This window comes from Methylobacterium sp. J-088 (assembly GCF_022829295.1).
In the GTDB taxonomy this organism is placed as follows: Bacteria; Pseudomonadota; Alphaproteobacteria; order Rhizobiales; family Beijerinckiaceae; genus Methylobacterium.
Genome location: NZ_JAKSYH010000049.1, coordinates 118,406 through 140,198 on the forward strand (window position 1 = coordinate 118,406; position 21,793 = coordinate 140,198).

Below are 21,793 nucleotides of genomic sequence, written 5' to 3' on the forward strand. Positions count from 1 at the left end.
GGCGGCTGGGTTGGGTCGGAAGCCGCGCGTCCGCTTTTACCGCGGACCTTCTCCAAAGCGGAACAGCAGCTTACGGCCAAACTACGTCACGCCGCGGCGCCATCGCTTACAAGACCGGACCTTCGGCAAAGCGCCCATTCCCGCCGTTCGAACGGTTACGCCAGGCGCCGAGAAGCGGACAGCGCGAGGGGCTGACGCGGCAGCTCTTGCACTGGGATGCTCTCATCCCCGAGCGGCTGACCGATCCCGGAAGCGCAGCCAGCCGAACACAGCCGGCATGAACCACGCCTTGCCAGCGATAAGCGGGACCCACCGCGGCGGGCGGAAGTCGAGGGCCGAGCCTCCAGCCTGATCGCTCAAAACCTGATGCGCCGCCTTCCGCCCGGCCCATCGCGCCCACACCACGCCCGATCCGCAGTAGCCCGCGGCGTAGCGCCGGCCGTCTCGCGCGAAGATGCGAGGGATCATGTCGCGGTTCATAGCGACGTTGCCGTACCAGCTGTGCTCGATCGCGACGCCGTCGAGCTGGGGGAAGATGTCGGCGAGCGCGCGCCGCAGGCTCGCGGTCGGCCATTCCGCCTCGCCGGCGATCGTCCCGTCGCGCCCCCCGAACAGGATGCGTGTCCCGTCGGGCGAGGGCCGGTAGTAGTAATGGAGCTTGCGCGTCTCTGAATACATCATAAGGCTCGGCATCAATTCGCCCATGAGGTTGGTCGAGAGCGGCACGGTCGCGATAATGCGGCTGCGCACGGGCACGAGCCGGCTGCGCAGCCATCGGTCGAACCGGTCCGTGTAGCCGTTGGTGCCGACGATCACGTGGCCGGCGCGGACCGCACCCCGCGCGGTCAGGACCTCGTAGCCCCCGGCCTCGCCGCGGATACCGAGAACGGCGGTCTCGCCGTGCACGAGGGCGCCCGCGTCCTGGACGAGGCGGAGCATCGCGGCGTGCAGTTTGGCCGGATGCAAGCCCCCGATGTCCATGCGGATGTTGCCGCCATGGTAGAACGTCGTACCGATGTAGCTGCGCTGCTCGCTCCGCATGACCGGGTGGGCCTCGATGCCGAACGCGCCGCGGAGGTGATCGGCCTCCCGCGCCAGGCGGTCGTAGTCGGCGGCCCGGGAGGCGCCGGCGAAGCGGCCGACAAGCTTGAAGTCGCAGTCGATGCCTTCCTCGGCGATGAACCGATAAAGGTCCTCGCGCGCCGCCTTGGACTCGGCCACGAGGGCGGCCGCCCGCTCGGCGCCGAACCGCTTCGTCAACGCGGCGAGGGACGGGCGCAGATTTCCGCTCGTGATGCCGCCGTTGCGAGAGGAAGCGCCCTCGCCGGGTCTCTGGCGGTCGAAGACCTGAACGCTGCGGCCGGCCCGAGCCAGCGTTAGCGCCGCGGACAGCCCAGTATAGCCCGCGCCGACGATGACCACGTCGGAGCTGTCGCGCACGGGCATAGGGTCCGACGCGGCCAGAGGTGCCGCCTGCCACCAGTACGGCTCGCTCTTGATCATGGGCGCTCCCTTCGACGGCCGGCGAGACCACGCTCCGATCTCCGACGTGAGTATGCAAGCGCGGGGCTAGACCGCGGACCACCCCGGCAGCCCGCTGCGTGTGCGGGACGTCGCAAATGCGATCAGAATCGCCCGTGATTTCTACTAGCCGGGCAGTATTTCCTGCGCCTAAACTCCGCGCCGAGGTAATGGGAGCCCGCGGTGCCGAAGCTGTCCACGACCCCGACGCGGCGCAGCCTCGTCATAGGCGGCACGGCATTGCTCGCCATGCCGGCCGTGATCACGAATCCCGCCCGGGCCGCCACGCAGCTGCGCGTGCGCACCCCCGGCGGCTCCTTCGACGAGATCAAGCGCCGGACGGTCTACGAGCCTTTCCTGAAGGAGACCGGCATCGAGATCGTGCCCGTCCCGAGCACGGTGGGCAAGCTGCTCGCCATGTACAAGGCCGGGCAGGTCGAGATCGACTGTATCGACACCGGTAACGACGCCAACCTCATGCTCGAGGAGGCGGGTGCCCTCGTCCCGATCGACTACGGCGCGTTTCGCTACACGAAGCTCGAGGACATCGATCCGAGCCTGAAGCTCCCCTATCAAGTCGGCTCGTTCGTGTACGCGTTCGTGCTGTGCTACCGCACGGACGTGTTCAAGCCCGGCTCCGAGCCGAAATCCTGGGCCGAATTCTGGGACACGCAGGCGTTTCCAGGGCCGCGCACGCTGGCCGGCATCGAGTCCGGGGCCCCGAACCTCGAGATCGCGCTCCTCGCCGACGGCGTGGCGATGGACAAGGTCTACCCCGTCGATATCGAGCGCGCCCTGAAATCCATGGGCCGGATCAAGCCCAGCGTGCCCAAGTTCTGGGACACCGGCGCGTTGTCAGCGCAGATGATGGCTGACAAGGAGGCCGTGCTCGGCGTGCTCTGGAATACCCGCGCCCAGGCCTCCATCGACGGCGGCGCGCCGCTCGGCATCCAGTGGAACCAGAACCAGGTCCTGGTGCAGTCCTACGCCATACCGAAAGGGGCCAAAGCGCCCGAGGCCGCGCTCAAGTTCATCGATTACTCGATCAGCGAGGACGTGCAGAAGCGCTGGCTCGCCGAGTACAAGGCGATCCCGGTCAACACCAAGGTCTACCCGCACACCTCGAAGCTCCTGCTCGATCCCGCGACCGGCACGCCCTGGACCGTGTCGAAGGGCTTCAAGAACGACATCAACTGGTGGTCGGCCAATCGAACCAAAGTGAGCCGCGCTTGGTCAAATTGGGTGCTGTGATCGGACGGGGCGCGACCGTGCCGGGCGCCGTCGGCCTCGCCCGCCCGCACGAGCGCGCGGCAGCTTCCATCTCGGCACCAGCCGGCAAGGCGTTGGAGCTTCAGGGGCTGACCAAGATTTACGGCTCCGAGACTGTTGTTGACCGCTTCGACACCCGCATCCAGGCGGGCGAGTTCTTCTCGCTGCTCGGACCCTCCGGCTCGGGCAAGACCACGACCCTGATGATGGTCGCGGGGTTCGCGGCGATCGACGCCGGGCGCCTCCTGGTTGACGGGGTCGACCTCGCGGCTGTGCCCCCGGAGCGGCGGGGCTTCGGGATGGTCTTCCAGAACTACGCGATCTTCCCGCACATGGACATGTTCGAGAACGTGGCATTCCCGCTTCGGGCGCGCGGGATGCCGAAGGCGCTCGTGCGCGAGCGGGTCGCAGCCGCCCTTGACCTCGTCCAGCTCGGGCACCTGTCCGACCGCTACGCGCGCCAGCTCTCGGGCGGGCAGCAGCAGCGCGTGGCCATCGCCCGGGCGATCGTGTTCCAGCCGCCCGTCGTGCTCATGGACGAGCCGCTCGGCGCCCTCGACAAGAACCTCCGCTACGACCTGCAGGTCGAGATCAAGGAGATCCAGCGGCGGCTCGGCATGACCGTCCTCTACGTCACTCACGACCAGGAGGAGGCGATGAACTTGTCCGATCGCGTGGCGATCATGAGCCGCGGCCGCGTCGAGCAGATCGGCGCGCCCCGCGACGTCTACGAGCGTCCGGCCAACGCCTTCACCGCCCGCTTCCTGGGCGAGGCGAACCTCCTACCGGGCGCAGTGGTGACGTCCTGCCCAGGCCGCGTCGCGTTTCAGCTCAGGGACGGGACAGTCCTGCACGCGGACGATCCGTCAACGCGCACGGCGGGGACTGAGGGTGAGCTGTTCGTGCGCCCGGAGAAGCTGACCCTGCACCCTTTAGCCGATCCGCCGCGCGACGGTGTCAACCGCCTGAGCGGCACGGTGCGGCGCGCGTCCTTCCTCGGCAGCGTCGTGCGCTACGCCGTCGAGACGGGCAGCGGCGCGCTCGTGACCGCCGACGCCCCGAACGTGGCCGCCCATCACCACCCGGAGCTCGGCGAGCGCGTCGCCCTTGCGTGGTCTCCGGCCGACACGGTCATCCTGCCGCCGGACGCGGCCTGATGGGACGGGACAGAACGTGGCTCCTGCTCCTGCCCGCGCTCGGCCTGCTCGCGCTTTTGTTCCTCGGGCCGCTCGCCTGGTTCCTGGCGCGGACCCTGTTCGTCGAGACGGCGCCCGCCGAGGTGCCGGCGCTCTTCGTCGACGTCCTGACCGCGCGCTCAATGCAGGTAGCCGCGCTCACGACGCTCTGGGTCTCAGTCCTCGTCACGCTCGCGACCTTGGTGATCGGCTACCCGATCGCGTTCTACTTGGCCAACCGCCGCGGCTGGCGCGCCGCGCTCGTCGTGTTCTGCGTGATCGTGCCGTACTTCACCAGCGTGATCGTTCGGACCTACGCGCTGACCGTGGTGCTCGGCCGCAGCGGGCTCATCAACGAACTCCTGGGCGCATCGGGGCTCGTCGGGGCGCCCCTGGCGCTCCTCTACAACATCTTCGCGATCGTGGTCGGCATGGCCTACGTGCTGCTGCCCTACATGGTGCTCACCCTCTACGCGACCATGAAGGCGATCGATCCGAGCCTGCTGCGGGCCGGGCGCGCCCTCGGGGCGAGCCCGCTCTACCTGTTTCGGCGCGTTTATTTCCCGCTGTCCGTCCCTGGTGTGGTGTCGGGCTCGCTCATCGTTCTCATCCTGGCGCTCGGCTTCTTCATCACGCCCGCGCTGATAGGCGGCCCCGGCGACGTCACCGTCGCGATGCTGATCGAGCGGGCGGTCGAGATCCTGATCGACTGGCCGAGCGCGGCCGTGATGTCGGTGGTCTTGCTCACAGCGACCCTGATCCTTTTCGCGATCTATGCCCGCGTGACGGATCTGCGGCGCATGATGGGGGCCTGAAGCGTGCGCGCCGCTCTGCCGCTGTTCGTCGGATGCGCCTGCCTGCTCCTGATCCTGCCGATCGGCATCGTGGTGGTGCTGGGCTTCAGCGGCGGCACCCTCCTGCGCTTCCCGCCCACCTCCCTGTCGCTGCGCTGGTTCGCGGCCTTCCTCGGCGATCCGGCCTGGCGTGCCGCGCTGTGGTCGAGCCTCGCGATCGGCGGCGTGGCCTGCTTCGTCGCCACTGGGGTCGGGTTCCTGGCAGCCTACGCGCTCGTGCGCGGCGCGTTCCCGGCCAAGCGGCTGATCCTGGCCGTCGCACTCCTGCCGATCGTCTCGCCGACCGTCGTCACGGCGATCGCCATGTACTACGCGTCCGCGCGCCTCGGGCTGGTCGGGAGCGTGGTCTGGGTCGGCCTGTGCCACGCGGTGATCGCCTTCCCGGTCGTCCTGCTGATCCTGTTGTCCGCGCTGCAAGCCGTCGACCTGCGCCTGGAGCAGGCGGCCCTGGGCCTGGGCGCGAGCCGCGCGCGGACGCTGCGCACGATCGTCGTGCCGCTCGCCGCACCCGGCCTCGCCTCGGCCGCCCTGTTCGCGTTCCTGACCTCCTTCGACGAGCTCATCATCTCACTCTTCCTCACCAACGCGGCCACGCAGACCCTGCCGGTGCGCATCTGGAACAGCCTGCACATGCAGGTCGAGCCGACGGTGGCGGCGGTCAGCGCGTTTCTGATCGGCGTCACGGGCGTGATCCTGGCCGCAGACGCGCTCCTGCGCCGGCGCCGGGCCACATGACCCCATGCCCGGTTCTCGCCCCGCTCCCACGATCCCGCCCGCACCGTGCGGGCGACGCGCGGTCCGCGATCGCCGGAGCGGGATCCAAACGCCATCCGTCCGACCAAGCACGGTCGAACCACCGCCTGTCCTCGGCCGCCGGAGACGCTGCATGAGCGATGAGAACACCGCGATCGTCCTCGGCGCGGGCGTGGTCGGACTGTCGACCGCGCTCTACCTCCGGCGCGCCGGCCGGGATGTCACCGTGATCGATCCGCTGCCGCCGGGCGGCGGCGCCTCCTACGGCAACGCCGGCATGATCAGCGCCGACACGGCCTCGCCGATCGCGATGCCCGGCATGCTGCGCCAGGTGCCCGGCTGGCTCCGGGACAAGAAGGGACCCCTCGTCGTCCACCCCTCCTACTTGCCCACCGCGCTGCCCTGGCTGATGCGCTGGATCAAGGAGGGGCGGATCGAGCGCGTCCTAGCGATCTCGGACGCGCTGCGCGCCCTGCACAAGGACGCGTTCGCCTGCTGGCAGGACCTGATCGGACCGCAGGCGTTCGGCGAGCTCGTCCGGCGCACCGGCCAGATCCAGGTTTGGGACGGCGAGGGCGAGAGCGCGGGCGCGCGCGTCGAGCGGCAGATCCGCGAGCGGCACGGCATCGAGGCGCAGGTGCTCGGGGCCGACGACCTGCAGCAGATGGTGCCCGGCATCTCCCGCGCCGTGCGGCGCGCGCTCCTCGTGCCCGGCAACGGCTACACGATCAGCCCCGCCAGGCTCGTCGGGGCCCTGGCCGAGCGTCTGCGCGGAGAGGGCGGCACGATCGTCGCCGAGCGGGCCCTGAAGCTCATCCCGCGCGAGGGCGGCGGCTTCACGGTCTGGACCAACGTCGCGAACCGCGTCGCCGCCGACGTCGTGGTCGCGGGCGGCGCGTGGTCGAAGGCGCTGCTCGATCCGCTCGGCGTGCGCGTGCCGCTCGAGACCGAGCGCGGCTACCACGCCATGTTGCCCGCGCCCTCGATCGAGCCGCGCTACACGATCAGCTACAAGTCGCGCGGTTTCGGGGTGACGCCGATGGAAGGGGGCCTGCGCGCGGCCGGAACGGTCGAGTTCGCGGGCCTCGACGCCCCGCCGGACGAGACCCGCGCCCGGATCCTGGCCGAGCACGCGCGTGCGCTCTTTCCCGGCCTCACTCACGGGGAGCCGCAGCTGTGGCTCGGTTTCCGCCCCTCACTCCCGGACACGCTGCCCGTGCTCGGTCCGGTCCCGCAACAGCCGGGCCTGCACCTGGCGTTCGGCCATGGCCACTACGGCATGACCGCCGGCCCGCCGAGCGGGCGCCTGGTCGCCGCGCTTCTGGCACGGCGCGCGGCCCCGATCGATCCGGCCCCTTACGCCGTCGGCCGCTTCGCGTCCTGAGCGCAAGTGCGGCCGCTCGCCCTGAGACGGATCTAGCGGCGATGACGCGGCGAGACCTCAAGCGGAGGGTGAGGCCGCCTCAGGAGGCCGAGCGCGTTCTCGCCTCGTTCGCGGCGGATATCGAAACCTCAGCCGCCGGGCCGATCGGACACGGCTTCCGGGAAGTAGAGGTCGCGCCACGACGCGGGCGCACTCGCGATCATGCCGGTGCGTGCCATGAAGTGGGCGAACGTCATCACGTTCTGCGGGGTGAGGCTCCAGTTGGTCCCGGGCTCGTCCAAGACGCGCGCGGCGACCGCGAGCGGCAGCTTGGATCCGGTGGCGGCGATCCAGCCCGCGATCGCACCGCGCGGGTCCGCCGCGATCGCCGCCTCCGCCTCCTTCAGGGCCACCACGATCGCGCCGAACAGCTTCGGGTTCTCGTCATGGAATCGGGTCGTCGCCAGGACGTTCGCGTAGCTGTGCGGCCCGCCCATCACGGCGAACGAGCTGAACAGTCGGCGCATCCCGGGCGCAGCGAGCAGCTGGTCTTGGAAGGGCGGCGTGCTGACGACGCTCTTCACGGTATCAACGCCCGCCAGCATGCCCGTGGTGGCGTCCGGCTGGCCCATCGAGAACAGTAGGGGATCGAACCGGGAGACGCTCGCCTCGCCCAGGGTCTGCGCGACCGCCATCTGCAGCAGGACGGCGTTGATCGTGCCCTTGCCGCCCGGGGTGGCGATCCGATCGGTGTCCTTGAAGTTCCGGATGGAGGCGATCGCCGGGTCGCGGGTCACGAGATAGAGCGGAACCGCGCCGATCGCCGCGATGCCCTTCACCGCCTGGCGCGAGCCGCGCGTGCGTGCCCAGACGATGAGCGCCCCCGGGATGCCGGCCGCCGCCACGTCCGCGCTTCCGGACAAGAGCGAGGAGATCATCGTGTCCGGCCCGCTGAAGGTGAGCCAGTTGACCTTGACCTCCGGCAGGCCCGCCTCGCGGGCGTGCTTCTCGATCAAGCGGTCGCGCTCCATGACGATGAGCGGCAGGAACGCGATCGAGAACTGCTTGGCGATGGCGATCTCGGTCTTCTCAGCCTGCGCCGCACCGGGCAGGCCGGCGAGCAGCGCGATCAGCGCCGCGGCGAGCGCCCGCCGCCAGGGCCGGCGATACGGTGATGCGAGACGGGAGCCGGCGATTGCCATCATCCTCAAACCCTCCGATCGCTCCGCGAGGCTACGCGCCCCAGACATCGCCGAGGAAGCGAACCCAGTTTTCGCCCATGACGCGCCGGATGCGAGACTCCGGCCAGCCGCGCGCCTCCATGGCGGCGGTCAGCGCGCCGTAGCTCGCGTAATCGACAAAGGCTGCGGGCCGGCGCTGCGGCGCGAAGGTCGTGAGCTGGCGGGCGTAGCCCTTGTCATGCGTCCAATAGGGCGGGTCGGCCTCGGTGTAGTCCTCCCAGTAGATCGACCACGCCTCGTAGCGCTGCCGGGCGTCGGTGCCGAAGCCGACGCCCTCCTCGCCCACGACGCCGATGATGTGCTCGACGACGTCGAGGAAGTCGTCGAGCGTCGCGTCCATGCCGCGCGCCAGAAACGTGGTGAAGAAGGTCACGCCGACGAACCCGCCCTTCTCGGCGATGGCGCGGAGCTGGCCGTCCGACTTGTTGCGCGGATGATCCTTCAAGGCCCGCGCGGCCACGTGGGAGTAGCAGACCGGCAGGCGTGAGGCGGCGATGGCCTCCTCGGAGGTCCTGGGCCCGACATGCGACAGGTCGATCAGCATGCGCACGCGGTTCAACTCCGCCACGACCTCGTGGCCGAAGCCTGTGAGGCCGGAGTCGCGCGCCTCGTAGCAGCCGCAGCCGATGAGGTTCTGCGTGTTGTAGGTCAGCTGCACGACGCGCACGCCGACGTCGTGGAAGAGCTGGATGAACGGGATCTGATCCTCGATTGCCGACGCGTTCTGCCAGCCCAGGACCACGCCGATCCGGCCCTCCCGTTTGGCGGCGCGTAGATCGGCTGCGGTGAGCACCGGGCGCGCGAGGTCGGCGTTCGCAGCGAGCGACATCTTCCAGCGCGCGATGCGCTCCATGGTCGGGCGGAACCCCTCCCACACCGAGCAGGTGAAGTTGGCCCCCGTCAGCCCACCGGCCCGCATGAGCTCGAGTTCCCGGCGACCGCCGGAGGTGAGGATGAGGCCGTCGAAGACGAGCAGGTCGGGATGAAGGTCAGATGCAGCCACGGAGCTCCTCGCGCGTGGGTGTAAGGGGATGCGAAAGCCCCGCTTCCGCGTCCTCGGACGATTCGAGCCTATCGCGAAGGTTCGCCGCGCTGTGGCGAACGGCGCTCCCCGCGCGCACCCTGAATCCCGCGGCGCGTTCCAAGAAGCATGCCTACCCGGTTCGACCACTCGCCGAAGTTCGGCTACTTGGTCTCGGCGGAAAGGATCGTGCTCGGCCCCGCCTATCCTTCCATCACGACGGGGCCGTCAGGCACCAACACCCCCCGGCGTCGCCAGCGCAGGTAGAGCTGTCCGAGGATCAGGATGGCGCAGACGGTAAGGAAGGCGGCGCTGATCGGGCGCTCGACGAACACTGTCAGGTCGCCTTGCGACAGCAACATGGCGCGCCGGAAGTTCTCCTCGAAGCGCGGCCCGAGCACGAAGCCCAGCAGGATCGGGGCCGGGTGGAAGCCGAGGATCAGTAGCAGGTACCCGAAGATCCCGATCACCAGCGTCTCACCGACGTGGAACAGGCTGCTGCTGGTCGAGTAGACGCCGATGCACACGAAGAACAGCGCGCTGGGATAGAGGTAGCGGTAGGGGATCGTCAGCAGCTTCACCCAGATGCCGATCAGGGGAACGTTGAGCCCCATCAGGAGAATGTTTCCGACCCAGAAGCTCGCGATCAGGCCCCAGAAGATGTCTGGGTGCTGCGAGATCAAGAGTGGGCCTGGCGTAATCCCCTGGATGGTCAGGGCGGCGAGCAGCAGCGCCATCACCGCGTCGCCCGGGATGCCGAGGCTCATGGTCGGGATGAAGTCGCCCTGGACCGAGGAGTGCGTCGCGGTCTCGGGCGCCGCCACGCCCTCGATCGCCCCCCGCCCGAAGCGCTCAGGGGTGCGCGAGATCTTCTTCTCGGCCGCGTAGGCGACGAACGAGGCGATGGTCGGGCCGGTGCCCGGGATGAGCGAGCACAGGCTGCCGATCAGCGTGCCGCGCAGGATCGGCAGGGCGGAGCGCTTCAGGTCCGCACCGCTCGGCCGCATATCGCGCAGGCGCACGCTCGCGCCGCCGCGCAGCGGCTCGACCTTGTTCACGCTCTTGAGGAATTCCGCGATGCCGAACAGCCCGAGCGCGAGGGCGACGATCTCGACCCCGTCGGCGAGTTCGGGCAGGCCGAAGGTGAAGCGCTCGAAGCCCGAGGTGACGTCGGTGCCGAAGATGCCGAGCAGGAGGCCCAGCGTCGTCATGGCGATGCCCTTCAGCGCCGAGCCGCGGGCCAGCGTCGAACCGGCGAGCAGCCCGAGCAGCATCAGCGAGCACACGTCGGCGGGCCCGAACTTCAGCGCCGCCCGCACGAGGAGGGGGGCGAAGAAGATCATCATCACGATGCCGAACGAGGCGCCGAAGAAGCCGCCCATCATGGTGATGCCCAGCGCCGTGCCGCCCTTGCCCTGCTTGGTCAGGGGATAGCCGTCGAGGCAGGTCACCGCGTGCGGCGGATGACAGGGCAGGTTGAGCAGGATCGAGCAGATCGCGCCCCCGTACTGCGCCCCGTAGAAGATGCCCGACAGCATCAGGATCGCGGCCACCGGCGGCATGGCGAAGGTGAGCGGCAGCAGGATCGAGATCGCCGCCATCACGCCCATCCCGGGCAGCACACCGACGATGTTGCCGAGCAGAACCCCGGCGAAGCAGGCCAGGAAGTTGGTCGGCTGGAGGGCGACCTCAAAGCCGTGGGCGAGGTCGGTGAGCGCCGTGCCGATCATGACTGCCCCCAGGCGAACGGCGGCAGCTGGATGTGCAGGCCGTAGTAGAACAGGGCGCAGCCGAAGGCCGCGATCAGGGTCGCGAGGAGGGAGGCCCCGCGCACCGTCGAGGTGCGGTCGCCCATCGCCGACAGGAACACGCAGGCGAACGTCGCCGGGAACAGGCCGGCGGTCCGGGCGAGCAGCAGGAAGGCGAGCATCCCGCCGATGATGCAGGCCCAGCCGCGCCATTCGGGTCGGCTGAGGTCGACGCGGTCGTGGTCGTGCGCGTCGGCGGCCGGAGCCTCCGACAGCCCGATGCCGAGGCCGCAGGCCAGGAGGATGACGCCCATGGCCAGCGGGAAGGCCCCCGGCCCGATCGCCGCCATCGTGCCGAGACCGTAGGTGGCCGCTTCCGCGATGGCCCCCAGGCCGATCAGCGCGGTCAGGACGCCGGCGTAGCGCTCCCTGTGCTGTTGAATCGAGTGAAGCACGCGTCCCTCCGGTCGACCTGGCTTTCTTTTCTTGCTCGTGCGACGGCCCCGGGCGTTGCGGGGCCGCTCGATCCGTCAAGGACGATCAGACGTAGCAGGGGCCGTCGATCAGCGGATTGGCGGCGAGGAAGCGCTCGTCGACCTCGACGCCGAGGCCCGGACCGTCCGGCGGGCACACCTTGCCCTCGGCGTCGAGCCGGTAGGGCAGACCGACCACGTCGTCGCGGAAAGGGTTGTGCCGAGCCACATCCCCCTCGAAGTAGCCGGGGTTGTCGACGGCCGCGAGCACGTGGAGCGTCGCCACCATGTTGATGCCGGTGGCCGAGGTGTGCGGGTTGACCGAGATCTTCCACGCGGAGGCGAGGGCGGCGATCCGCATCGTCTCGGTGATGCCGCCGGTCTTCGATAGGTCGGGCTGGACGAAGCCGAGATAGCCGGCCTGCAGCGCCTGCACGAACTCGTAGCGGGTGAAGTGGTTCTCGCCGGCGGCGAGCGGCACGGTGCCGAGCCGCGCCGCCTCGCCGTAACTGTAGCCGTCTTGGGGTGGGAACGGCTCCTCCAGCCACGCGACCCCCGCCGCCTCGAACGCCGGCATCACCCGGCGCACGTCGTCGACCGTGTAGCCGGTGTTGGCGTCGACCAGGATCTCGACGTCGGCGCCCAGGGCTTCGCGCACCGCCTCGACCCGGGCGATGTCGCGCCGGGGGCTATCGCCGACGCGCAGCTTCACCGCCCTGTAGCCGGCGGAGACGTGGCCGCGCGCCTCGTCGGCGAGCGAGGCCGGCTCCTGCCAACCGAGCGAGATGCCGCCTGCGTAGGCCGGCACCGCGCGGGGGCCACCCCCGAGCAACCGGTAGATCGGCCATCCGGCCGCCTTGCCGCGGATGTCCCACAGGGCGATGTCGAGGCCGGACAGCGCCATCGCGGCGGCTGCGCCCATGCCGTGGCTGGCAAGCTGCATGCGGTAGACCCGGGCCCAGACGCCGTTGACGTCGAGGGGATCCATGCCGAGGACGAGCTCGGACAGGGTCGTGTCGATGAGCTTGGCGATGGCGCCCGGGCAGCGCCCGTGATGGGCCTCGCCCCAGCCGACGAGGCCTTCGTCGGTCTCGACCTTCACGAGCACGGCGTCGCGCTTGACCGCGCGGCCGATACCGAGGCGGACGTTCTGACCTTCGGGGACCCGGAACGAGATCGGGACGGACTGGATGCGGGTGATGCGCATGGGTTCTCTCAGGCGGACAGGGTCTCGGGTAGGATTTCGGGGTTCACGAGGTTGCGCGGTCGATCGCCGCGCAGGATGCGCAGCATCTCCTCGACGGCGCCGACGCTCATCGCGCGCGAGCTGGTCTGCGTGATGCCGGCCACGTGCGGGGTCAGCAGCAGGTTCGGGCAGGCCAGGAGCGGGTGGTCGGAGGCCAACGGCTGCACGTCGAACACGTCGAGTGCCGCCCCGGCGAGCGCGCCGGAATGCAGGGCGGTGGCGAGCGCGGCCGTCTCGACCACGGGCCCGCGGGCGACGTTGATGAGGACGGCATGCGAGCGCATCCGGCCGATCAGCGCGGCGTCGACGAGGCCGCGGGTCGCCTCGGTGAGCGGGCAGGCGATCACCACCGCGTCGCTCTGCGCGAACAGGGTCTCCAGGTCGACCGCCTGGACCAGACCGCCGAGCGTCGCGCCGCTGCGGGAGGCGCCGAGCACGCGCAGGCCGAATCCGTGATGGGCGATCCGCGCGACGCGGCCGCCAATCTCGCCCAAGCCCAGTATCCCGAGGGTGCCGCCGCCGATCTCGGCGAGGCCGTCGGCGATCGGCCGCACGGCGCCCCATCCCTCCGCGCGCAGGCCGCCGTCGAGGCGCCAGACCTGGCGGCGCAGGTGAAACAGCGCCGCGAACACGTACTCGGCCACGGCCTGCGTGTTGCTGCCGGGCAGGTTGGCGACCGGAATGCCCCGCGCGGTCGCCGCCGCGACGGGGATCATGTCGAGGCCGACGCCGTGGCGGACGATGCCACGCAATCGCGTCGCGCCGTCCAGGATATCGTCGGGCAGCTTGACGCGCACCACGAGCCCCTCCGCTTCGGCGATGAGCGCCCGCAGGGTCTCGGGGCTCGGGTCGGGTGCGGTGACGGGGCGGGCCTGGACGGCCAGCATCGCCTCCGCCTCCGGATGGATCGGGTTGGTCAACAGGACCACGGGGCGCTCGGTCATGGACCATCCTCGACGATGGGGCTGATCAGGCTGCCTAGACCCTCGACCCAGGCGGTCATCGTCGTGCCGGGCCGAATCCAGGCCGGCGGTTGGCGCAGGGCCGCGATCCCCGCCGGCGTGCCGGTGGCGATCACGTCGCCCGGCTCCAGCACGGTCTGCCGCGACAGGTGGGCGACGAGGTCGGCCACCGAGAACAGCATCCGGGCCGTGGTGGAGGCCTGCAGGCTCACCCCGTCGATCGACAGGCCGATCCGCAGCGCCTGCGGGTCGGGGACCTCGTCGCTGGTCGCGAGATAGGGGCCGAACGGGCCGAAGGTCGCGATGTTCTTGCCCGGGCCGAAGCCGTCGCGGCGGATCAGCTCGCTGGCGCTGATGTCGTTGAACACGCCGTAGGCGCAGACATGGGCCAGCGCGTCCTGCGCGGCGACGTGATCGGCGCGGCTGCCGATCACCGCGGCGATCTCCGCTTCGTAGGTGCAGCCGCCGATGCCGGGCGGCAACACCACGGGCTCGCCCGGACCGATCACCGTCCACGGCTCCTTCATGAACAGGAACGGCTCGGCCGGATGGGGCGCGCCACGCTCGGCCAGCGCGTCCACGTAGTTGTGCGCGATCCCGAAGATCCGGCCGGGCTTGGGCAGCGGTGCGCGTAGGCGCACCGATCGCAGCGGCAGCTGTGCCGCCTCCGGGATGGCGTGATCGCGCAGGCGGGCTGCGGCGGCGGCCAATCCGGAGCGGATCAGGTCGAGGACCTGCGGCGGGCAGCCGGCGAGCGCCGGCTGCAGCGCGGGATGGGCGAGGTCGACGACCATGTCGTCCGGCCCGCTGGCGTCGCCCAGCAGGAGACCCGCCCGCTCCACGCCGTCGCTCGAGAAGGTGACGAAGCGCATCGCGGTGTGCCTCAAGCGGCGCGGTAGCGGTCGATCACGGCGCGGTCGACCTCGATCCCGAGCCCCGGCGCGGTGGGGACCGCGACCTTGCCGCCGACCTGTCGGATCGGCTCGAGGGCCAGGTGATCCCGGAAGGGGTTCTCTTCCTGCTCGAACTCGAGCATCGGCGCGACCGGGAACAGGCAGGGCGGCTGATCGGGGATCGAGGCGAGGAAGTGGATGGTCGCGGCCAGGCCGACGACCGAGCCCCAGGCGTGGGGCACGCACTCGACGCCGTGCGCCGTCGCCATCGCGGCGATCTTCTTACATTCGGTGATGCCCCCGGCCGCGCACACGTCCGGCTGGACGATGTCCATCGCCTTGCGCGTGATGGCGTCGCGGAAGCCCCAGCGGGTGAACTCGTTCTCGCCGCCGGCCACCGCCATGTCGAGGGCGCGGGTGACCTCGACGTAGCCGTCGAGATCCTCCGGCGAGATCGGCTCCTCGAACCACTCGATGCCGAGTTCCTCCAGCCGCCGCCCCATGCGGATGGCGGTCGGCACCGTGAGCGAGTGGTTGGCGTCGACCATGAGGCGGATGTCCGGGCCGACCGCCTCGCGCACCGCCGCCACGCGCGCGATGTCGCGCTCGATCGAACCGAGGCCGATCTTCATCTTCACGGCCTTGAAGCCGGCCTCGACGTAACCGCGCGCCTCCTCGACCGCCTCGTCGACGAGGCGGTCCATGTCGGTGAAGTACAGGCCGGTCGCGTAGGCGTCGACGCTGGTGCGGAAGGCGCCGCCAATGAGCTTGTGCACCGGCTTGCCCACACTCTTGCCGATGATGTCCCACAGCGCGATGTCGATGCCGCTGATCGCGGCGATCGACATGCCCTTCGGCCCGTAATCCTTGATCCGGTTGTAGAGGTCTTCCCAGACGACCTCGACGTCGAACGGGTCCTGACCGATCACCCGGGGCGCGAGCTGCGTGTCGATGAACGCCTTGGCCACCGCGGACGGCCCGTAGCACTCGCCCCATCCGACGATGCCGTCCGCCGTCTCGATCTCGACGAGGCAGGTGCCGCGGGTCTTGTACAGCCAGCCGCGCGAGGAGGTGAACGGCCGTTTGATCGGCGTGGTCACCACATGGCAGGTGATGGTCTTGATCTTGGTCACGCTATCCGTCCCAGTCGTTATTCAGATCGTTCGAGCGCTCGGAGTGGCAGGTCGGCTCAGGATTTGAAGACCTTCTCGGCCACGACCTTGATCGACTGCTCGACTCGATCGACCTCGGCGGCCAGCGCGTCCCCGGTCAGCGGCGCGGTCAGAAAGGCGTTGCGCTCGGCAAAGTCCTTGAAACGCTGGTCCCCGATCGCGGCGCTGAAGCCGTCGATCAGCTTGGTGCGCACCTCCGGCGGGAGCTTGGCCGGGGCGACCACGTAGGCCATCTGCACCACCGGGCCGAACGGGAACACGTCGTAGCCGCGCTCCTTGAAGGTCGGCACGTCGGGAAACTGCCGGAGGCGCTCGTCGGCGAACACGCCGAGCGCACGCACGAGGCCCTGCTGCAACTGGCCGAGCGACTCGGCGGGCTTGAGCACCGCGGCCTGGATCTGCCCGCCGGCAAGGTCGGTGATGACCTTGGCACCGCCCGTGTAGGGCGCGTTGATGTAGGCGACGCCGGCCGCCCGGGCGGTCATCGAGGCGAAGATGTGATTGAGGTTGTAGTTGCCCGGCGTGCCGATCGACACGCTGCCCGGGTTCTTCTTCATGTGGGCGAAAAAGTCGTCCAGCGTCTGGTGCGGGCTCGATCCGGGGACGAGCAGCATCAGGGGATCGATCGACACGCGGGCGATGTGGGTGAACTGATTGCTCTTCAGGGGCGTCTTGCCCTCGGCCATGTAGGCCAGCGTCGAGCTCGTCCCCATGCCGAGCGTGTAGCCATCCGGGTTGGCCGTCGCGACGCGCCGCATCCCGATCGTGCCGGTGGCGCCGGGCTGGTTCTCGACGATCATCGTGATGCCGCGCTCCTTGAGGAGCGGCTGAAGTCCGCGCGCCAGGATGTCGTTCGAGCCCCCCGCGTTCCAGGGCACGATGAAGGTGACCTCGCGCGCCGGGAAGGGCGACTGCGCCATGGCGGTCTGTGCCCCAAGGGCACCCAGGGCGAAGCTTCCGACGAGGCTGCGGCGGGTGAGCATGGCGTTCCTCACGTCTTTGTTGTTTGTTATAACGATGGAATGCGGGTACGTTGTCAAGCGGGGTCGAATCCCCCGGGTCGGTCTGGCTCGATCTGCGCCGCGTGGGCTGCCGAGAGGCTGGGGGGCCAACATCATGAGGCACGTCGAGCGGCTGCCGCTCTGGGATCAGGCCTATGCCGAGCTGCGGACCGCCATGCTCGGCGGACGGTTCGGGCCGGGTGAGCGGATCCTCCTGCGCGAGGTGGCGGCCGAACTCGGCATCAGCCTCACGCCGGTCCGCGACGCGGTCAACCGGCTGATCGCCGAGCACGTGCTGGAGCGTGGCAGCTCGGGGCAGGGGGGTGGCGCCGTGGTCCCGCGCATGAACGTGGAGCGTTTCGACGAGTTGCTGACGATCCGCTGCGACCTCGAAGGTCGGGCCGCGGCCCGCGCCGCCGAGCGCGCAGTACCGGACGACCTGAGTGTCCTCGACGCGCTGCTCGCCGAGATGAAGGCCCTGATCCGGCAGCAGAGCCTCGACGCGTATCTCGATCTGCACCGGCGCTTCCATTTCGAGCTCTACGCCCTCGCGCGTATGCCCATCCTGGAGGGGTTGATCGAGAACATCTGGCTCAGGTGCGGCCCGGTCCTGACCTACGTCATCCCGGACTACGTGCTGCTTGAGAAAGGGAGCGACCTGCACACCGCGGCACTCTCGGCCCTGCGCACGGGCGACGCGGAGGCGGCAGCCGCCGCGATCCGGCAGGATATCCGCGAGGCGGGCCAGTACATCGCCGGTCTCGCCGACGCCGCCGGGCTCATCGAAGACCCGGCGGCGAGCCGCCGGCCGCGGGCGCACGCGGCGTCATGACTTGTATGGGCACGCCCCTAAGTCAGGACCGCCTTTGTCTTCGCGTGGATGAGTTCGTGGTCGATCTCCGCGCCGAGCCCCATCCCCGTGGGCGCGTGCACCATGCCGGTGGCATCGACCGCGATGTCCGCGGCGAGGCCGTACTTCTGCGCCGCATCCGGCAGCAGCACCTCGAAGAACTCGGTGTTGCGGATCGCCATGACGACGTGGAGGTTGGCGACGTTGTTGAGCGAGTTGCCGCCGTGGTGAACCTCGAAGTTCATCCCGAAGGCCTCCGCGAGATGGGCCGCCTTGACGAGCGTGGTGATGCCGCCCTTCACCGCCACGTCGCCGCGCAGAAAATCGGTGGCGCGCTGCAGGATCCAGGGCGCGTAGGACTCGAAGCCGGCCTGCGGATACTCGGTCGCCATGATCGGCACATCGAGCTTGGCCTTGAGCTTGACGTAGCCGTAGAGGTCGGAATCCGCGAGCGGATCCTCGTACCAGTAGTAGCCCGCCGCCTCGATCGCGCGGCCCACCCGCAGCGCCTGCTCGTAGGAATACCCCCAGCAGGCGTCGAGCATCAGCGTGAACCCGTCACCCATCCCGGCCCGCACCGCCTCGCAGATCGCGATGTCCTCGCGCCAGACTTGAGGTGGGTGGATCTTGTAGGCGCTCCAGCCGGCGTCGCGATACGCACACGCCTGCTCCACGTAGGCCGTGGTCCCCTCGAGGATCTGCGAGCTGGCGTAGGCGGGCACGCGGTCGCGATAGGTGCCGATGAGCCGATGGATCGGCAGTCCCGCGGCCTTGCCGGCGAGATCCCAAAGGGCGACGTCGAGCGCGCCGATCGTTCGGACGGAGGCCGCGCGCACGCGGGCCCACAGCTCTTGGTTCAGGCGCTCGCGGTCGAGGGGATCTCGCCCGATGAGCACCGGCTTGAGCACCCGCACGAGAAGCGGCGCGTCGAGATCGGCCGGTCCGTAGGCCGATCCGAGGAAGGCGTGCCCCTCGATGCCCTCGTCGGTGTAGATCGTGACGAGGCCGAGTTGGCTGCTGCCCACCGCGCGCGCCGTGCGTCCGGAGTAGCGCGTCGGCGGGATATCGTCCCAGCCGAACAGGGTCACAGTGACATCTCGTATGCGCATGACGTCGCCTCCGGCCCGGGGCCACCGCGGATGCGGCCTTCGCTCTTCGGCGCGTTCGGGCCACCCACCATCTAGAGCCACCGTGACCCGCGCGTCGAGACGTGGGCCGGCCAAATACTGGGAGGAACACCGTGAGTATCCCGTCGATGCCGGCTGACGCGGTCGGCCGAGAAGCTCTGCGCAGGATTAGTCTGCGTTTGCTGCCATTTCTGGCGCTGAGTTACCTCGCGAACTACATCGACCGGGTCAACGCGGGCTTCGCCGCCCTGCAGATGAACCGGGAAGTCGGGCTGACGGCGAGCGCGTTCGGCCTCGGCGGCGGGATGTTCTTCATCGCCTACCTGCTGTTTGAGGTGCCGAGCAATCTCGCGATGGTCCGGGTCGGAGCGCGCCTATGGCTCACGCGGATTATGATCACGTGGGGGCTCGTCTCCGGAGCGATGGCGCTGACCTCCGGTCCGGTCTCTTTCTGCGTGCTGCGGTTTCTGCTGGGTGCGGCGGAAGCCGGCTTCGTGCCCGGCGTGATCCTGTACCTGATGCAGTGGTTCCCGGCCCGGGAGCGGGCCCGCGTCATCGGCCTGTTCATGGTCGCGAGTCCCGTGGCCGGCATCGTCGGCTCGCCGATCTCGGCGGCGCTGCTCGGGCTCGACGGCTGGCTCGGCCTCTCGGGCTGGCAGTGGCTGTTCATCATCGAGGCGATGCCGGCCGTCTTGATCGGCCTCGTCGGCCTGTTCTGGCTGACCGACTCGCCGGCGCAGGCGCGTTGGCTCGACCCAGAGCACAAGGATTGGCTCGCCGACCGGCTCGCCGCCGACGCTACCGCACGGATCAGCGTCGAGAAGACCTCCGTCTGGGCGGTGATGGGTGATCGCACCGTGCTGGTGCTGTCGCTGATCTACGCGGGGCAAGCCACCGCCAACGCAGGCTTGTCGCTGTGGCAGCCGCAATTCCTGAAGTCGTTCGGCCTCTCGACGGCGGAGGTCGGCCTCGTGAACGCGATCCCGTTCGCCGTCGCCGCCTTGGCGATGTACGCGGGCGGCCGGAGTTCCGACAGGCGCGACGAGCGCGTCTGGCACACGGCCGTCCCCACCGCACTGACGACGCTGGGCCTCTGCCTGTGCCTCGTCCTGCACGGCTTGATCCCGACCGTATGCCTATTGTGCCTCGCCTTGTTCGGCGTATCGGCGTCGCGCGGCCCCTTCTGGGCGCTGACGACCGAGTGGTTGTCCTCGCGCGCGGCAGTCGCGGGGATCGCACAGATCAACGCGGTGGGCACCGGTGCGAGCTTCTTCACGAGCTGGGCGACCGGGGCGATCAAGGATGCGACCGGAAGCTGGCCGTTGGCGCTCCTGCCGCTCGCCGGCGTGACCGCGGTCGCCACGGTGGCCGTCGTTCTGCTCGGACGCCCGAGGCCCTCGGCCGCAGCGTCTTCGGACCGACCCGAGCCGCACGTGACCCCGACGACGCCCGTGGCGGCGGAGCCGTGAACGCCGTCCGCGCCCCGCGTGACCCGATAGTCGCGGCGCCAGCCTGACGCCGCGACGTGTTTGGGCACGGCCGCGCCGGAAGGCTTTGTGGCCACGCTGCGCGCCGCGGAATTCATGACCGGTGCCAGGACCGCCGCGGCTGGTCCAGCATGGGGTAGTCGGCACGCCTGATTAGGCGATTTGACGGAGCATCTCACGTTGGCCGGTGCGCGGCCTGCCCCTGAGGGCGGCCCCCCAAACGAAGGAGTGTAGGGGTTGTTCCATACCGCGGCTGCTCGGCTCAAGGCCGAGCTTCGCGAAGAAGACCCTGACACGCTTCGGCGCGAGTACTGATATCGCTGACGCTCGTCTTGGGCATTCGATCCTTGAGACTTTCCATGTCTACGCTCATCCGCGCTGGCCTGTCGCTCGGCGCCATAACGGTTTTCGCCGGCCTGCCACGGCTCGCCTCGACCGAGGCCGGATTGGCCGCAGGCCGCATGGCCGTCGCACAACTCTCCGACAGCGATGCCGCCCCCTTCAAGACACAGATCGCGTCCGACCTCGCTGGCGGCTCGCCCCTAGCGTTCCCGGCACTGCTCGCCGTCCTCGCGATGATCTGGCTCGTGCCCGCCCGACGCGCGCGCCTGGCTGTCGTCGTCCTGGGACTTGGCGCATTCGCGGAACCCGAGCCCGCGTGCGCCTACTTCAGCAAGTACGACTACGGCGAATACATCGAGATCCTTCCGAGCCAGTCGGCCTTCGTGATCCCGGAGAGCGGGGACACGAAAACCACGCAGGCGCAGTTCGGCTCGGAGAGGTTCCTCGCCGAGAGCAAGGTCGCGGCCAAGCGCGTGCAGATCCCGCACACGAAGCTGCCGAACACCGGCACGCTGTCGGAATACTACGTGCCGGCCGCGCGCCTGATCATCGTCGACCGCACGCCGGTGTCGCGCGAGTGGACGACCTCGGCCAACCGCGGCACGTCGAGCTTGGATCAGGGCTTCCGCTTCGAGACCGCTGAGTCGATCGGTCTGTCGACTTCGTTGGTCATCTCGGCCTTCGTGAAGGAGGAGGACGCGGCCAAGTTCCTGTATTGGTTCGGCACGAAGCCGGCCGCCCAGGATACCGACGAGGCGCGCTTCACTTCGGTGCTGTACGGCCGCTCGCTCGCCGAGGTGGTCGACGGTAACGTCCACCGCACGGTTCAGGCGGCGCTCGCGCGCGAGTTCGGCCGCCGCTCGACCGATGACGCGATCTACCAGAAGGCTGAGATCATGGCGGCCGTCGAGAAGGCGGTGATCGACCAGTTTGCGCCGATGGGCGTCACAGTCACGACGCTGGGTTTCGCCGACGAGTTGAACTTCGAGAACGCCGCGATCCAGGCGGCGATCGACGACACGTTCATCGCCAACAAGCGGGCGCAATCGGCCCAAGCGCAGCTCGCCACGCTGCCGATCCAAGAGCGGATCCTCGACCTAGAGATCCGCCGCTCGGACGCCCAGGCGCGGCAGACGCTGGCGGGGCGCTGGAACGGTAGCGTCGCGGGCGTCCTACCATCCTGGGTCGTGATCCCGAGCGACATCCTCGGCACGATCCGCGGCTGGTTCGGCGGCGACGTGAAGCCCGCACTTCCGGCCGCGGCGCCGAGAGGCTGAGCTCGACGCGACCAAGCC

At 69.6% G+C, this 21,793-nt stretch carries 19 protein-coding genes; 8 read left to right on the forward strand and 11 right to left on the reverse strand.

All coding sequences use genetic code 11. The features are described 5' to 3' along the window. Positions 1-222: 222 nt before the first annotated feature. Positions 223-1,503 carry an NAD(P)/FAD-dependent oxidoreductase gene (locus tag MKK63_RS05910; RefSeq protein WP_243999596.1) on the reverse strand — a complete coding sequence of 427 codons (1,281 nt, stop codon included), beginning with the start codon at positions 1,501-1,503 and terminating at the stop codon, positions 223-225. Positions 1,504-1,704: 201 nt separating this feature from the next. On the opposite strand from MKK63_RS05910, the gene MKK63_RS05915 reads away from it, so the two are divergent. From MKK63_RS05915 to MKK63_RS05935, 5 genes are all read left to right on the forward strand, one after another. After that, the gene (locus MKK63_RS05915; RefSeq protein WP_243999598.1) at positions 1,705-2,772 is read left to right on the forward strand and encodes an ABC transporter substrate-binding protein; all 1,068 of its coding nucleotides are present in this window, start codon (positions 1,705-1,707) and stop codon (positions 2,770-2,772) included. 17 nt (positions 2,773-2,789) lie between these two features. After that, a complete protein-coding gene (locus tag MKK63_RS05920) occupies positions 2,790-3,947 on the forward strand; it encodes an ABC transporter ATP-binding protein (protein ID WP_243999600.1) in 1,158 nt (385 codons plus the stop codon). Continuing rightward, a complete protein-coding gene (locus MKK63_RS05925; RefSeq protein ID WP_243999602.1) occupies positions 3,947-4,780 on the forward strand; it encodes an ABC transporter permease in 834 nt (277 codons plus the stop codon). The genes MKK63_RS05920 and MKK63_RS05925 overlap by 1 nt, the downstream gene beginning before the upstream one ends. A 3-nt stretch (positions 4,781-4,783) precedes the next feature. Further along, positions 4,784-5,554, forward strand: coding sequence for an ABC transporter permease (locus tag MKK63_RS05930; RefSeq protein ID WP_243999614.1), 771 nt, complete (start codon positions 4,784-4,786; stop codon positions 5,552-5,554). Between the two features lie 151 nt (positions 5,555-5,705). Continuing rightward, complete coding sequence (locus MKK63_RS05935; RefSeq protein WP_243999616.1) at positions 5,706-6,956, forward strand: NAD(P)/FAD-dependent oxidoreductase; 1,251 nt, start codon at positions 5,706-5,708, stop codon at positions 6,954-6,956. A 128-nt stretch (positions 6,957-7,084) separates the two neighbouring features. Here the strand turns inward: MKK63_RS05935 and MKK63_RS05940 are convergent, their stop codons facing one another. The 9 genes from MKK63_RS05940 to MKK63_RS05980 all read right to left on the reverse strand — a co-directional run bounded on the left by MKK63_RS05940 (position 7,085) and on the right by MKK63_RS05980 (position 16,674). Beyond that, entirely contained in the window at positions 7,085-8,140 is a 1,056-nt protein-coding gene (locus MKK63_RS05940) for an ABC transporter substrate-binding protein (protein WP_243999618.1), read from the reverse strand. A gap of 28 nt (positions 8,141-8,168) precedes the next feature. Next, complete coding sequence (locus MKK63_RS05945; RefSeq protein ID WP_243999620.1) at positions 8,169-9,179, reverse strand: dipeptidase; 1,011 nt, start codon at positions 9,177-9,179, stop codon at positions 8,169-8,171. A 221-nt stretch (positions 9,180-9,400) separates the two neighbouring features. After that, complete coding sequence (locus MKK63_RS05950; RefSeq protein ID WP_243999622.1) at positions 9,401-10,927, reverse strand: tripartite tricarboxylate transporter permease; 1,527 nt, start codon at positions 10,925-10,927, stop codon at positions 9,401-9,403. Then, positions 10,924-11,400: a tripartite tricarboxylate transporter TctB family protein gene (locus tag MKK63_RS05955; protein WP_243999624.1), complete on the reverse strand. Its 477-nt coding sequence runs from the start codon at positions 11,398-11,400 to the stop codon at positions 10,924-10,926. The genes MKK63_RS05950 and MKK63_RS05955 overlap by 4 nt, the downstream gene beginning before the upstream one ends. A gap of 85 nt (positions 11,401-11,485) precedes the next feature. Further along, on the reverse strand, positions 11,486-12,625 hold the full coding sequence (locus MKK63_RS05960) for a mandelate racemase/muconate lactonizing enzyme family protein (protein ID WP_243999626.1): 1,140 nt from the start codon (positions 12,623-12,625) through the stop codon (positions 11,486-11,488). Between the two features lie 8 nt (positions 12,626-12,633). Continuing rightward, positions 12,634-13,608 carry an NAD(P)-dependent oxidoreductase gene (locus MKK63_RS05965; RefSeq protein ID WP_243999628.1) on the reverse strand — a complete coding sequence of 325 codons (975 nt, stop codon included), beginning with the start codon at positions 13,606-13,608 and terminating at the stop codon, positions 12,634-12,636. Beyond that, positions 13,605-14,498, reverse strand: a complete 894-nt coding sequence (locus tag MKK63_RS05970) for a fumarylacetoacetate hydrolase family protein (RefSeq protein ID WP_243999631.1) — start codon at positions 14,496-14,498, stop codon at positions 13,605-13,607. The genes MKK63_RS05965 and MKK63_RS05970 overlap by 4 nt, the downstream gene beginning before the upstream one ends. Before the next feature lie 11 nt (positions 14,499-14,509). After that, positions 14,510-15,652, reverse strand: coding sequence for a mandelate racemase/muconate lactonizing enzyme family protein (locus MKK63_RS05975; RefSeq protein WP_243999633.1), 1,143 nt, complete (start codon positions 15,650-15,652; stop codon positions 14,510-14,512). Between the two features lie 56 nt (positions 15,653-15,708). Then, positions 15,709-16,674: a Bug family tripartite tricarboxylate transporter substrate binding protein gene (locus MKK63_RS05980; protein WP_243999635.1), complete on the reverse strand. Its 966-nt coding sequence runs from the start codon at positions 16,672-16,674 to the stop codon at positions 15,709-15,711. 133 nt (positions 16,675-16,807) lie between these two features. Here MKK63_RS05980 and MKK63_RS05985 point away from each other — a divergent pair, with 133 nt between their 5' ends. Beyond that, on the forward strand, positions 16,808-17,524 hold the full coding sequence (locus MKK63_RS05985; protein WP_243999637.1) for a GntR family transcriptional regulator: 717 nt from the start codon (positions 16,808-16,810) through the stop codon (positions 17,522-17,524). 17 nt (positions 17,525-17,541) lie between these two features. Here MKK63_RS05985 and MKK63_RS05990 read toward each other — a convergent pair whose 3' ends face one another. Continuing rightward, on the reverse strand, positions 17,542-18,651 hold the full coding sequence (locus MKK63_RS05990; protein WP_243999639.1) for an enolase C-terminal domain-like protein: 1,110 nt from the start codon (positions 18,649-18,651) through the stop codon (positions 17,542-17,544). Between the two features lie 197 nt (positions 18,652-18,848). Here MKK63_RS05990 and MKK63_RS05995 point away from each other — a divergent pair, with 197 nt between their 5' ends. Continuing rightward, complete coding sequence (locus tag MKK63_RS05995; RefSeq protein WP_313901750.1) at positions 18,849-20,138, forward strand: MFS transporter; 1,290 nt, start codon at positions 18,849-18,851, stop codon at positions 20,136-20,138. 377 nt (positions 20,139-20,515) lie between these two features. Continuing rightward, positions 20,516-21,775, forward strand: coding sequence for an SPFH domain-containing protein (locus tag MKK63_RS06000; RefSeq protein ID WP_243999641.1), 1,260 nt, complete (start codon positions 20,516-20,518; stop codon positions 21,773-21,775). The last annotated feature ends 18 nt before the right edge of the window (positions 21,776-21,793 follow it).